At 41.9% G+C, this 13575-nt stretch carries 16 protein-coding genes; 9 read left to right on the forward strand and 7 right to left on the reverse strand.

The features are described 5' to 3' along the window. From ACFILL_RS08000 to ACFILL_RS08020, 5 genes are all read right to left on the reverse strand, one after another. Nucleotides 1-1022: DEAD/DEAH box helicase family protein (locus ACFILL_RS08000; protein WP_375643678.1), on the reverse strand; the 1022-nt coding region annotated here is incomplete at its 3' end. Nucleotides 1023-1600: 578 nt separating this feature from the next. After that, a complete protein-coding gene (locus ACFILL_RS08005; protein ID WP_375643677.1) occupies nucleotides 1601-3181 on the reverse strand; it encodes a YfjI family protein in 1581 nt (526 codons plus the stop codon). A 5-nt stretch (nucleotides 3182-3186) separates the two neighbouring features. Continuing rightward, nucleotides 3187-4020, reverse strand: coding sequence for a toprim domain-containing protein (locus ACFILL_RS08010; RefSeq protein WP_375643676.1), 834 nt, complete (start codon nucleotides 4018-4020; stop codon nucleotides 3187-3189). A 140-nt stretch (nucleotides 4021-4160) separates the two neighbouring features. After that, nucleotides 4161-4361 carry an AlpA family transcriptional regulator gene (locus tag ACFILL_RS08015; protein ID WP_011180791.1) on the reverse strand — a complete coding sequence of 67 codons (201 nt, stop codon included), beginning with the start codon at nucleotides 4359-4361 and terminating at the stop codon, nucleotides 4161-4163. A gap of 207 nt (nucleotides 4362-4568) precedes the next feature. After that, nucleotides 4569-5735 (reverse strand): tyrosine-type recombinase/integrase, encoded by a 1167-nt coding sequence (locus tag ACFILL_RS08020; RefSeq protein WP_375643675.1) that lies wholly within the window; start codon nucleotides 5733-5735, stop codon nucleotides 4569-4571. Between the two features lie 235 nt (nucleotides 5736-5970). Here ACFILL_RS08020 and ACFILL_RS08025 point away from each other — a divergent pair, with 235 nt between their 5' ends. Beyond that, complete coding sequence (locus tag ACFILL_RS08025; RefSeq protein ID WP_375643674.1) at nucleotides 5971-6504, forward strand: antA/AntB antirepressor family protein; 534 nt, start codon at nucleotides 5971-5973, stop codon at nucleotides 6502-6504. A gap of 50 nt (nucleotides 6505-6554) precedes the next feature. On the opposite strand, the gene ACFILL_RS08030 is transcribed toward ACFILL_RS08025, so the two are convergent. Continuing rightward, nucleotides 6555-6860, reverse strand: coding sequence for a BrnA antitoxin family protein (locus ACFILL_RS08030; RefSeq protein ID WP_375637822.1), 306 nt, complete (start codon nucleotides 6858-6860; stop codon nucleotides 6555-6557). Further along, entirely contained in the window at nucleotides 6838-7104 is a 267-nt protein-coding gene (locus ACFILL_RS08035; protein WP_273790325.1) for a BrnT family toxin, read from the reverse strand. Before ACFILL_RS08035 ends, ACFILL_RS08030 begins: the two co-directional genes overlap by 23 nt. Before the next feature lie 84 nt (nucleotides 7105-7188). Between ACFILL_RS08035 and ACFILL_RS08040 the strand changes: the two genes are divergently transcribed. The 8 genes from ACFILL_RS08040 to ACFILL_RS08075 form a co-directional block, all read left to right on the forward strand. Further along, nucleotides 7189-7770 (forward strand): hypothetical protein, encoded by a 582-nt coding sequence (locus ACFILL_RS08040; protein WP_375643672.1) that lies wholly within the window; start codon nucleotides 7189-7191, stop codon nucleotides 7768-7770. After that, nucleotides 7763-9691, forward strand: coding sequence for a phage terminase large subunit family protein (locus ACFILL_RS08045; protein WP_375643671.1), 1929 nt, complete (start codon nucleotides 7763-7765; stop codon nucleotides 9689-9691). Before ACFILL_RS08040 ends, ACFILL_RS08045 begins: the two co-directional genes overlap by 8 nt. A 3-nt stretch (nucleotides 9692-9694) precedes the next feature. Next, complete coding sequence (locus tag ACFILL_RS08050; RefSeq protein ID WP_273724442.1) at nucleotides 9695-9943, forward strand: phage head-tail joining protein; 249 nt, start codon at nucleotides 9695-9697, stop codon at nucleotides 9941-9943. Continuing rightward, nucleotides 9943-11487, forward strand: a complete 1545-nt coding sequence (locus tag ACFILL_RS08055; RefSeq protein ID WP_273790322.1) for a phage portal protein — start codon at nucleotides 9943-9945, stop codon at nucleotides 11485-11487. Before ACFILL_RS08050 ends, ACFILL_RS08055 begins: the two co-directional genes overlap by 1 nt. After that, complete coding sequence (locus tag ACFILL_RS08060) at nucleotides 11477-12547, forward strand: S49 family peptidase (protein WP_375643669.1); 1071 nt, start codon at nucleotides 11477-11479, stop codon at nucleotides 12545-12547. The genes ACFILL_RS08055 and ACFILL_RS08060 overlap by 11 nt, the downstream gene beginning before the upstream one ends. Before the next feature lie 110 nt (nucleotides 12548-12657). After that, nucleotides 12658-12810: a hypothetical protein gene (locus tag ACFILL_RS08065; RefSeq protein WP_273790320.1), complete on the forward strand. Its 153-nt coding sequence runs from the start codon at nucleotides 12658-12660 to the stop codon at nucleotides 12808-12810. Next, on the forward strand, nucleotides 12807-13175 hold the full coding sequence (locus tag ACFILL_RS08070; RefSeq protein WP_375643668.1) for a head decoration protein: 369 nt from the start codon (nucleotides 12807-12809) through the stop codon (nucleotides 13173-13175). The genes ACFILL_RS08065 and ACFILL_RS08070 overlap by 4 nt, the downstream gene beginning before the upstream one ends. Nucleotides 13176-13187: 12 nt before the next feature. Further along, the coding region (locus tag ACFILL_RS08075; RefSeq protein WP_375643667.1) for a major capsid protein at nucleotides 13188-13575 on the forward strand (388 nt) is incomplete at its 3' end.

The following is a 13575-nucleotide window of genomic DNA, read 5'->3' on the forward strand; positions in this document are numbered from 1 at the left end:
GTTCTATGTGCTTCATCGCAAATGATTAGATCAAATTCGGGTAAACCATGCTCTTTTTGCGCATCTGAAATCACTTGGATAGAATGGTAAGTTGAAAACACCACCGTCATTGCATCTGCTAGGTTTTCGCAAGCTTCTTTGGCAAGGGTTTGGGCATCCGTGGTAGCAGGGAGAACAAGATCTGATGTTTCCATGCCAACAATATCATCTTGGTTCTTACGACGCTTGCCTACTTTTGTATCCGAACACACAGCAAAAGAACGCAAAGGTACTTGTGCATCGGCTGTCCATTCACGGATTGTTTGTGAGACTAAAGCCAGAGAAGGGACCAGAAACAAAACACGCTTGCCTTTCCCAGCAAGGGTTTCTGCTATCTTAAGGCTAGTGAAAGTCTTCCCCGTTCCACATGCCATAATTAGCTTGCCACGATCTGCTTCTTTTAACCCTTCACAGACTTTCTTGATGGCTTCTTCTTGATGTGGACGAGGCTCTTTTGTTGATTTCAGAAGAACTTCTTGTTTTGTTGCAAATATTTGCCAATCTATCCGACTGTTTTCCATATGACGAAGGTCAATACGATAAACGGGTATCGCTTGTCCTTTAATCATGGCATTCACATTGTCACTTAATTCCACTTCTGTGGTATCAACGAGAAGACGATATTTAAAGATGTCTTTTCCAGAGGCAGCGATAAAGCTATCAATATCTTTTTTACTGATCTGATGGTCAGCTTTATAAAATTTACATTGAATAGCGACATAGCCCTCTTGATGACGAAGCTTAGCCACCAGATCAATGCCGATATCATTTTTATTCCAACCTTTACGCTCTGTTGCCCATTCATAATAGCTCTCAACCGTTTCATATCGTCCATAATGAAGAGGGTCTTTCGTCAAATAAGCTATGACAAGGTTTTCAAACATGGTTCCTAATTCACGGGGTGATTTAGCTTGTTGACGATAATATTCTAAGAGAGAGCGTAAAGTGACATGTTCATTATCATACTTATTAAAGTGATGCATATTACAACAGGGCTCCGTTTTCATATGAGAGGGTTAATTCTTATCAAAAGAATCAAAACGAAGCTTATTAAATCCATTTTGAACGAATTGAGAAAAAGCTGGAAAAAATGCTAAAAAAGCGGATAATTTTTTCAAAAAGTTTTTTTTAAAGCTTGTTTATCCACAGCCCATGACATGGGATAAGATCAGCAAAATAGTGAAATTTGCTGTTTATTTGATGTGTTAATTGACCTGTTAATCAAGACAAATGCACCATGGACTTTAAAACATCAGAATGAGTATTTTGATAAGTTTTATGAATTATTTTATAGATAGGTTTTGTCTGTTTTTAAAACCCCCAAAACACCTACAAAACATATATTATTGGTTGAATTTATAGGTTGTAATGTCGATATAGGTTGTTTTTTTAGATCTGTAAAATATTAACCACTTGAAATATAATAACTTTTATTTTTGACTAAAAAATATATATAAAGGGGGGTAAAAAGAACCCCCATAACCCCCATAACTAATGATGGGGAGTGCTTTAAAGGTTCACTGTTATATTGTTTAATGTTTTATAAGATTTCCAAATTGCCTCAGTGTGATGTCTTATGACTTTTCACTAAGGGGTGCCATTCATAACGTATGGTAGGTCGACCGCCTTGGGAGTTATTCTCTCCAGAGATTTCACGAATATAGTTACAACGACATAAAAGCTCTAAAGCTTGCTTAACGGTTTGATTGTCTGTTAAACATTTCCAATCACGTTTATAAACATCCCTTGCTGTAAAAATATCGGGTAAATGATCACAGCGTTCAACAATTAATTTTGCACGCTCTGCTGTTAATGTATCATTCGCCGCATAAAGACGTTTTGCATGACTTAATAGATATTTTTCCCAACGCAATGCTGTTGTAATGGCATAGAGACCAATTTCAAAACCACCACTATCAAGAAGTTCAAAAATTAACGCAAGGCTTGCTATGGTCTTTGGCATTTTTAAAACATGCGATTGTAAGCTTTCGGAGAAACGACCCCCTTTTGCTTCTCTATGAAGGTTTTCTAACCATTCATAAAATTTCTCTTGTGCTTTTGGCATAAAACGCATGATCAGCGGGTGTTCTGGAGAACCTAATCGTTTATCACGAAAAGAGCGAAAAACACCTTCATACTTTTGCCAGCCCTCTTGATTGGGCGGTCTATCAATCAATTTCCATTCTTGATTTTCATCGGGCCACACAATCATTTGAAACCGTTGCAATAAACCGTCATCGTTTATTCCATGGTGCATGGCTTGAATGATGGGAATAATTCGTGAAGGTTGAATGCCTCCAATTATTGATAACGTTACATGGGGGATAAAAATGGTTCCCCGCTCGATACGGTCATAGGTAAATTGATCATCTCCATTAAAAGCTGTGAGATAAAAAGCACGGTCTGTTTGATATTCCTTTCTTTCTAGATTGGTTAAAAAACCAGATAACTCATCACGCACCATTAAGAGACCACGGGGGTTTTCTTTTAAGAGTTCCCCAAGCTTTTCAGCAGTCACATCATTGACAATAAAACGAGAGACATCATCATTATGTGTATTATCTTTAGAAGGGGCTTCAGACAAAAGAGCACGGGCTGTTTCAAGATCTCCTTTTTTGATCGCTTTATGGGCTTGTTTTTCCTTTTCTCGTTTGTCTAAAGTTTCAAATCTCTCTTCAATTTCTTGTTTTTCTTTCTGTTTTAACCACTCTTTATACCATTGCTTTTGAAGGCAAGTAATGGGCGCTAAAGCGGCTTTCATGGCTGGTGTTTTATATGTTGATGATTGACCAATAAGAGCGCCCCAGAGATTAGGGACAATCGTCCAATCATCATATTGTTTTGGAGCAACCCGCACGCCATTACCAATGACAGCCGCCAAGGCACAGAGAGCAGCGACAGCAATAAAATCCATTGGAGCTTGTTGACGCTCTGAAACGTCATAAACATAGCGACTTAAAGTTAAAGGCATTTGCGCAGCATGAAAAGGCTCGACGGGTAAGAGAGTATATTCAAGTGGTTTTAATTCCCCCCAACCGTTTTGTTGCAAGGCTTGTTCATAAGGAATGGCTTTTAAACAAGCATTATCGTTATCATTGACAGGGGTATTACTCTCTAAAATATTTTGATTATCTTTTGTCATATTACTTACCTTGAATAATAGAGAAAATCATTGAAATCTAAAGCGTTAGGGGCTTGCATGATAAAGACCTCAAAGCCTTGGCTATAAGCACGTGCAGCTAGGGTAAAACCTGCTTTACGACCCGCATCATCGCCGTCCATTGCAATTGTCAGATGTCCTTTTGTATGGGGTAAATTCACACGCATCATGCCACTGGTTGAAAGAGACGCCCATAAATTCACGGGCTCTGATAACAACCCAGACAGCAGAGACAGCCCCGTTTCAATGCTCTCACAAATAACCAGATGTTTTGGATTGGCTTGACTTAAATGCACAGCACCGCCCATTACAGATCCCAACATGGCTTTTGCTGGTTTCTGATCTGTTTTGCAGCCATTGGCTTGTAAAAAGGTTCTATGAATAGCAAAGGAGCCAGCACCCTTAACAAAAGCAACCAACGCGGGCAGTGTAATCCCTAATGGGTGCGGACAGTTGTCGTGAAAGCGTAAATCAGCAGGCAAATCACATGTAATACCCCGCATACGTAAATAGGTTTCTGCTAAAGTATTTTTGATTGGTTGGCATTGTTGCCAAATTGCTTTTGCTCTCTCTGCTTTCTGTTTTGCTCGTTTGAGATCAGCAGAAATCTGTTTTGATAAAGAAAGCGTCTGATTAAAGGCTTGTTTTCCAAGCAAGCCAATTCTGATGAGCGCTTGTATGATCTCTCTAAAAGAGCAGCCAGCATAACAAGTGAGTAAAAGGCGCCCATCATGTACATTGGTAAGGGATAAGCTAGGCAGCCTATCATCATGAGCAGGACAACGGGCTATCCCATAATATCCATGCCAAACCCCATGCAAGGCATTTGTGATGCCCCGAGCATTTATATTAAGAAAACATGTTTTTATCCTATGAATATTGCACCATAGGACGGATTATGCTAACTCTAGGGTAATGAGTTTGAGAAAGCCTTGTCCGTCCTTACGTGACAAGGTTTTTTTTATGCCGCGTCACTTTGACGTTGCTGTTTTGCTTGCTCGATGACATTGATAAGATCCGATTGTAACCAACGGGACAAAAAACCAAATTTTAAAGGTTTTGGGAGAGAGCCATTGGTTACATGACGGCGGAATGTTGAGACACTCATATGAAGCAATTTTGCACTTTCACGGTCTGTCAAAAGAATATCATTTTCTGTCATACTAAAATCCTTTCTATCAAAAAATGGTAACAAATCATAACTATTTATTAACCACATTTTGGTTCATTTAGAAAGATGTTTTATTCATAGAAAACAATATTTTATTATACAATTTCTGATGTGATAATTTATGACTCTTATTGAGAGAGAATGAGAGAGAAGAGAGCTAAAGTTATCCACAGATCATGGGGTTATGCACCCCATATCTTAAGATTGACCAGTGACATATGCCGCCCATTTATCCATATAGACACGACGCTGTTCTAGATAGTCAGTACGACGATAGGCACGCTCTACTTTGCCGCCAACTGTATGACCTAGAATGGTTTCAGCGACTTCATAGGGGGCATCGGTTGTTTCAGCAAGCCAATCGCGTAAACTAGAGCGAAATCCATGCGGACGTGCTTCAAGTCCAATCTGTTGCATATATTGTGACATGCAATTCTCACCAAGAGGACCTCGACCAGTTGCAGAAAAAAAGAAATCATTGCGTGAAAGCGAGCGCGCTTGTTTTAAAATGTCTAATGCCTCTGTTGATAAAGGCACACGAAACTCTTTTGTCGTATCACGCTTTCCTTTCATATTTTCAGCAGGGATTGTCCAGATATCACCTTCAATCTGATCTTTATGGATATAACGTAAAGGGCGTGTACGAACCCCTGTCAGAATAAGCAAGCGCAAAGCTAAATGTGTCATTGTTATCGTTTTACTGAGTGTCTGATAAAAGGCAGGAACATCTTTCCAATCCATGGCTGGTATATTTTGTGTTTTATGGAGTTGTTTACCTAAAAGAGCACGTGCTTTTGTTGTTGCTTGTAAATCAACATCTAATCCTAAGGCAGCCGCATGTTTGAGACATATATTAAGACGATTCAGTGCTTTCTCTGCTGTTGCAGCTTTTGAATGCCAAATGGGAGTAAGAACATTGCGTATTTCTGTTTGTGTAATCTCAGAAACCGGCAGACAGCCTAATTTGGGCAGAATATAAAGCCGTAAAGGTAAAAACCAGTCTCCAGCCTTACCATCATCTTTTAATTCAGCTTTACGACTTTCAAAAGCATCTAGAGCAATATCTTTTAAGTAATGGAGATTGCTTATTGCCTCACGCTTTTGTTTATCGCGTTCTTTAATGGGGTCACGCCCTTCATGCAAAACAGAACGCCATTGATTTGCCAATTCACGGGCTTTTTTTAAAGAAACATTTCGCAACGCCCCCAAGCCCATTTCACGACGTCGACCATGAATGGTATAACGATAAAGCCATTGAGCACCTCCATCTTTACGCTTATGAAGTAACAAGCCGGCACCATCATTATATTTGCCAGCCCCCAATGTTGCGACAGCCCTTGCATTAAGACGGTTCATAAGGACCATTTTTACTCCTTTCTTCTACAGTTTTTACCCACACACCAGCCCCGCTTTTGACGTGCAAGCAAGTGATATTAATTGATTCAATCTGAGAGGGTTTAGAATGAGAAAACCTTACTATATTCGGGTCTTTAATTCAACATGTAAAACAGTGAATTATCTATATAAATCAATGTGTTGCTAGCACCCGGCATCTTTTAGAGTGTCAATAGAAAACCTTTAAGCACATAGGAGCCAAATCATGGCACAATATTTAATTGACTTACATCAGACTACGATTGATGGTGATATCGTTCAGACAGTGAATGCGCGTGAGTTACATACATTTTTGGCAATAGGAAAACGTTTTGCTACTTGGATTACGAACCGCATTAATCAGTATGCATTTGAAGAGGGAAAGGACTATATTTTAACGCTTCCCAAAATTGGGAAACGTAAAAATGTTATAAGTAAAGAATATCATCTCACCCTAGACATGGCAAAAGAGCTTTCCATGGTTGAACGTAACAAGAAAGGACGTCAAGCACGCCGTTACTTTATTGAGTGTGAGAAGAAACTAAAAAGTCAATCTGTTGATTATTGTGATGATATACGTTTTGCTTTCCCAAAAGATTGGGATAAAATGTCTCCAACTAAAAAGGCTGTTTACATTTATGGACCTCTCCATATGCATCTTGTCAAAGCCTTTACATTGGTAGAAGAAAGCAAACATTATAAAGCTTTAATCAAAGAAGCAAAACAAGTCTTAGAAAGATCTGTCGTAAAAGCTGCTTAGATTAAGACACATCTCTCCTCCCCGTTATCAACAATGGGGAGGTGGTTGGTTTAGCTGCCACTTGCTTTTTTTAAGACTTCACCCATACGTGTTCGCCAATCTTTTCCTTGTTTTTTAAAAGAGGCAATAACATTTGGGTCGAGACGGAGAGTAACCGCTTGTTTAGGAGATTCAACGGGTGGACGCCCACGTTTACGGCGCTCTTCTGTTACATACTTAAAAAAGGAGGCTGGTAAAACGTCTTTAGCTGGCTTTAAGCGTGCAAGTTCTTCATCTGTTAGTGATGGGGAATCCACAGCGTCCCAATCTTCTTTTGTGTAGCCACATCCTGTTTTAAAGGTTTTTTTGATAGTCATTGAAAACCTCTCTTTCTTTTTTATTCGCTTGACGAAAACTGATAATGGATATCGCTTCATTGCCAAGCTTTGCAAAAACAATAACTGTTGTGCCATTCGCAAAATGTCCAATAGCCTTCATGCGGTTTGAATGTGTTGCATCAATAAGAGCATGTTCCCAGTCAAAGTAAATAACATCAGCAAAATCAAGCTTATGTTTAACAATGTTTAAAGCTCTTTTTGGTTCATCCCACACTATCTTCATATATTTTATGTACACGAAAAATAAAACCTTGTCAATAATTAAAGTGTACAATAATTCGTATATACCATTCAAAATGGAGAAACTATGGATAAGAAGAATCGTAAGGGTCTATCGGTTCGTGCGTTTGCGAAGAAGATGGGTGTTTCACATAATGCGGTGGTTTCTCGGATAAAGACAGGTAAATTTGATGCGGCTCTTTTTGAAGATGGTTCTGTCAATGAAGCCCTTGCCACAAGCATCTGGAATGAGAATCCAACAAAGCGCCCTATCCCATTTTTAGCGCCTGATGGTCAAGCGCGGACAAAGATCAAACAAGCCTCTACAGATGGAGCCAATGAATACAAGATAAAACTGGAGCGAATGCAAGTTGCCCTTGAAAGCGAGAAGATTGCACTTGAACGATTGCGCGAAACCACTGTTGATCGTGAAGAAGTCAAGAGAGCAGCACGTGAGTTTGGAAGAGCGCACCGTGACGCCATGTTGAATTTTCCTCATCGTTTTGGTGCAAGCATTGCTGCACAAGTTGGATGTGATGCTGCCAGCCTTATTGGTGCTATTGATTACACTATGAGAACCGCTTTACTTGAGGCGGTTAATATTCCAGTGCCTTTTCATGATCCTCATTCTCCAGAGTTAGAGAACTTGCAAGAAACGAATAATGGATGACAATGCAGTCGAAGAATTTTTCGCCCATGCCAATAACGCACGACAACCCGACCCACCGTACACGGTTTCGCAATGGGCGGATAAGAATAGATACCTTAGCACGGTAGCAAGTGCTGAACCTGGATTGTGGAGAACAAAGCGGACCCCCTATTTGCGCGAAATCATGGATAACCTTTCCTCCTACGTGCCAATTGAAACAACTATTGTCATGAAAGGGGCGCAAGTTGGCATGTCAGAGGCAGGATTAAATTTCTGCGGTTATGCTATTCATTATAGTCCAGGACCTGCTCTTTATGTGATGCCAACGGTTGAGACAGCCAAAAAGCTTTCAAAGACGCGGCTTGATCCTATGATTATGGCAAGCCCTGCTTTAAGCGAACGCATTGCCCCAGCGCGGGCACGCGACAGTGGTAATACAATGTTTTCGAAAGAGTTTGATGGTGGTGCACTGATGCTTACAGGGGCAAACAGTGCTGCTGGTTTGCGTTCCATGCCTATTCGTTATCTGATTTTAGATGAGGTGGATGGTTATCCTCTCAGTGTGGATAACGAAGGTGATCCGGTGATGATTGCCGAAAAGCGGACCTCAACCTTTGTACAACGAAAGATCTTTAAATTGTCCACACCCACCCACCGTGACACAAGCCGTATTGCCAAGGATTTTGTGCTAGGAGACCAGCGATATTACAACGTGCCTTGTGATGCATGTGGTGTTCTACAGCCCATTGTTTGGTCACAAATTAAGTGGCCAAAAGGCGCCCCCGAAAAAGCTGTGTTTGTTTGTGCCCATTGTGGCCATGAACATGCCGAGCACAGAAAAACAGATCTCATGTGTGAAGAACGAGGAGCATGTTGGGTACCAACCAGTGAATCAAGCAGACCCAATTTGCGTTCTTATCATATTTCGGCACTCTATTCCCCTTGGCTTACTTGGGGGGAATGCGCAAGAGAGTTTTTAAATGCCAAGGATGATCCAGCTCTTCTACAGCCTTTTGTCAATACAGTGCTTGGAGAGCCATGGGAGGACAGAACAGGCGAAGTTGTTGATCCTGATAGCCTCTATGCAAAACGCGAAGATTATCCCCTTGCACCAGAACAAGCCGTGTTGTTAACAGCGGGTATTGATGTGCAAAATGACCGCTTAGAACTTGAAGTGGTTGGATGGGGACGCAGTGAAGAAAGTTGGCATATTGATTATCAAGTTATCCTTGGTGATCCCTCTTCTTTTGAAGTATGGGACCAGCTGGATGAATACCTTACAAAACGCTGGCCACATACAGGCTATAAAGAGGGAATTAGGATAACAGCTGCTTGTATTGATACCGGTGGTGGACACACACAAGCGGTTTATAATTACGTGCGCCCCCGTGAGGGACGACGTATCTGGGGAATTAAGGGGCAAGCGGGATGGCGTGCGGTATGGCCACGCCGTCCAAGTAGAAACAACAAAGGACAGATTAATCTCTATATTGTTGGGGTTGATGCAGCAAAAGATATTATCACGGCACGGTTTAAAAAATCCGGTCCTGAAGCATCGGGTGCTGGTGCAACACACTTTCACAAAAACCTTGATCGGGAATATTTTGACCAACTGACCGCTGAAAGAAAAGTCATCAAATATTTTAAAGGCTTCAAGCGTATTGAATGGCAAAAAAGTGAAAAGGCAAGAAACGAAGCCTTGGACTGTAGGGTCTATGCTTATGCTGCTTTACAAGGTCTGATTTCGGCAGGAATAAACCTTAATCGAGAAGTCGATATCTTAGAAGAGCGTCTGGAAAAACTTAAAATTGAAGGCTCTTTAGAGCAGCCAACATCAGAACATGTGCCCTCTCCTGCTCCAAGAAGATCTCAGACAGCACAACCTCAAAGGAAACAATCCAGAACGGTGATGAATCCTTATATGCAAGGGGATTGGAGGTAATTTATGGATACAGACTTGAACCAAGTAAACAGCAAAACTGACAGACTGGAAAGTTTAAAAAAGCGGCGTGAACAAATTGAAGAAGCTCTTTATTCGGGAGCACAATCGGTGCGCCATGGCGATAAGCAAGTCAGCAACCGTTCTGTTGAGGAACTGCGCAGAGCGCTTGAGATGCTGAACACACAAATAGCCAACCTTGAAGGACGCAAGCGTTCACGCGTTTTCTATTTTAATATATCACGAGGCTATTAATGGCTGGTTTTTTCAATAAACTCACGGGCTTTTTTACAATTTCTCGTCAACACAATCCCCATTTTGAAGCGGCAAGCAAAAGCCGCCGTATGGGTGGTTTTGACCCCGCAAAAAAACATATCAATAAAGCGATTGAAGAATGCGGTGATACCATTGTTGCCCGTTCAAGATGGCTTTATGACAATGAAGCTCTTTATGGTTCTGCAACGGAGGAATGGGTCTCTGCGGCTGTAAGTGATGGGATTAAACCTTATCCTCGTATTGAAGGCTTTCAAGAAGAAAAGAAAAAGCTTTTAGACTTATGGTGGCAATGGGTTGATGAAGCAGATTATGATGAAGATACCAGCTTTTATGGGCTGCAAGCAACCATTGCACGAGAGGTCTTTTTAACCGGAGAGTGCTTTGTAAGATTGCATTATGTTGATCTCTACGGACGCTCTGGTGTACCGCTTCAATTACAAGTTTATCCCACGGAAATGTTGGACCTTTCCTACAATGGACCGGCTGAGATTGAAGGCAATTACATTCGTATGGGAATTGAATTTAATGCCAGTGGCAAGCGCGTTGCTTATCATTTCTGGGAACATCACCCCTATGATGATGTCCCTGCAAATATGGCATTTGAGAGCCAAGAGCGCGTGCGTGTCCCCGCTGAAATGATCCTGCACATCAAAGAGCGCCGTATCGCAGGACAATTGCGCGGTTCTCCCAAAATAACGCGCTGTATGACAAAGATCTTTCAACTCGAATCCTATGACGACGCAGAACTCGATAGAAAAAGGACGGCGGCTCTTTTCGCGGCGTTTGTCAAGGACAATTCACCAAACGTCGAAAAATTATCCGATAATCGTGATAAAAACAACGTTGAAGAAGAATACAAAGCACCTGTCATTGCGCCCGGTGCATCTCTTTATTTAGGAGAGAATAAAGAAGTTACATTCTCAAATCCTGTTGAGGTTGGTGGCTCTTATGAGGCTTTTCAATTTCGCAATATCTTGAAAATTTGTGCAGCACTTAATATGCCTTATGCCGTTGTGACTGGAGACGTTACGCGGGGGAATTTTTCAAATGTACGCACCTCCATCATTCAGTTTAGACGGCACGTCAAACAATGGCGTGAACATATTATTGCCTTTCAGTTTAACCGCATTGTTTGGGAGCGTTTTGTTGAAATGGCAGTGCTTGCTGGATGCGTCAATTTGCCAGGGTGGGAAGAAAATTCCTTGCCATGGCTTCAATGTGAAAGCTTTGCACCCCCGCTTGAAATGATTGATCCAAACAAGGATATCTCAGCGGAAAAAGAAGAAATTCGTGCAGGCTTGAAAACACGACGCATGGCACTTGCCGAGCGCGGCTTTGATATCGACAGCATTCATGCCGAACTTGAAGAAGAGCACACAGACGCTCGTGCGCGCGGCTTATCTTTTGACACGGATATGGCAGCGCCCTCTGGTGAAAATCAAGCGATTGATACAGCAGATTCAGAACCTTCTGAGACTTATGAAAGTAACCAAGGCAGTGAGGCACATAAAAATGGTGAATAATCTTGATATGCCGTTCTTGGCATCACGGCTTTTTGGGGTTCCACATATGCTTGCCTCGACAAAACTTGATGTCATTTTGAATGCTCTTGCACCGCGTCTTTTTGAGGGAGAAAAGTTTCCCATTGGGGCATTTGGACAAGGGGATACAACGGCTTTAAGACCCCCTGAAACTTATGTAGTACAAAACAATGTTGCTATCCTACCAGTTCATGGCACGCTTGTGCGCCGTGGTGCATGGCTTGGGGCTTTATCGGGGCTAACCTCTTATGAAGGTTTAAGCGCTTCTTTTCGTGAAGCCATTGCACAACCTGATGTTCGTGCTGTCTTACTTGATATTGACAGCGGCGGTGGAGAAGCCGGTGGTGTCTTTGATTTGGTTGAAGAGTTTCAAACACTCTCAAAACAATACAATAAACCCATTTGGGCACATGCCAATGAGTTTGCCTGTTCTGCAGCTTATGCCATTGCTTGTTCTGCTTCTCAAATATGGGTTGCTCGCACGGGTGTTGTGGGCTCGATTGGGGTTGTTTGTGCTCATCTTGACCAGTCCCGTGCAGATGAAAAACACGGGCATAAATGGACCTTTATCTTTGAAGGTGATCACAAAACCCATGGCAACCCTCACGAACCCTTGAGCGATACAGCACAGATAAAAATGCAAGCCGATTGCGCCCTGCTCTACGAGATGTTTGTCGATTTGGTGGCGCAAAACAGACGCTTAAATGCTGCTGCAATTCGTGACACAAAAGCAGAAACTTTTATAGGCACCCAAGCGATCACGCTTGGATTAGCAGATGTGCAAGGCACCCTTGCGCAAGCTTTGGAAGCCTTAACGGATTCCATATCACAAAACCCAACATCAACAACAAAAGAAGGACAAAACACATGGCACGCACACAATACCGCGCTGAAGAAGAGGATGACGAAAAGATTGTCGACATCATCAATGACGAGGAAGAGGACGAAGACGATAGCGACATCGACAAAAACGCCGAAGACTTCGACGATGAAGAAGACGAAGATGAGGATGAAGACAACGAAGACAAGCAGGAAAACATAAAAGCTGCTCTTGAAAAAGAAAGAAAGCGCGCAAAAGCACTAACAACCCTTGAAAGGCAAGCAAAGCACTTAGGCGTTTCTTTTGACGCAGCAAAAGCTATTCAAAAAGGTATGAGTATCGAGAAAGCACGCCAGTGTGTGTTGACGGCTGCTAGCTCTCAAAGCGCGTCTTTAAAAGTCTCGCCTTATACCCCTCATAGTGATGGGACGAGCAAGGCAAAGATTCATACAAAATGGGAAGCAGCTTGGAGGGCAGTGAAATGACGAATATTATTTATGACGACGTACGCAATGGCGCTTATCTTGGCCCCTATGACCCCGATATGTCAAACGAAGAAGTGGTGTTTGCATCAGGAGCCTTCATTGAAGCGGGAACTGTCATGGGAAAGATAACCACAACGGAACACTATGTCCCCCTTAATCCAGCAGCAACAGATGGCAGTCAAACACCGGCAGGGATTTCTTTTGCTACTGTTGACGCAACAGGCGCCGATCAACGCGCTGTGATTACAGCACGCTTATGCACAGTGAAAGCTTCTGAACTGCTATGGCCAGATGCCATCACGGATGAGAAAAAGAAAGCAGCCATTCAATCTTTAGAAGACCATAACAACATTCTATTGCGATAGGAGAATGCGCACATGGATATGAATTTTTTTAAACATGATGCTTTCTCAAGCATCACAATGATGAAAGCCATCGAAAACTATGAGTTTCAACCTGGTCTTGTAAGTTCTCTTAATCTCTTTGAAGAAGTTGAAACCAGTACCACAGTGGTTGGGATTGAACGGCGTGATAATACATTTTCGCTTATTCAAACCAGTGAACGTGGCGCACCTTTGACAGAAGGTGATAGAGAGGGTCGTAATCTTCGGTTTTTCAAAACAACACGGATTGCCAAAAGTGATACGGTGAAATCAGAAGAAATCCAAAACCGTCGTGAATTTGGCGCAGAAGATCAGTTAGAGACAGCAATGAAATATATTGCCAGAAAACAAAAGAAACTGATTTCTGAAATCGAATTGACAT

It is taken from the genome of Bartonella sp. AP20NXHL (assembly GCF_042196165.1).
Lineage (GTDB): Bacteria > Pseudomonadota > Alphaproteobacteria > Rhizobiales > Rhizobiaceae > Bartonella.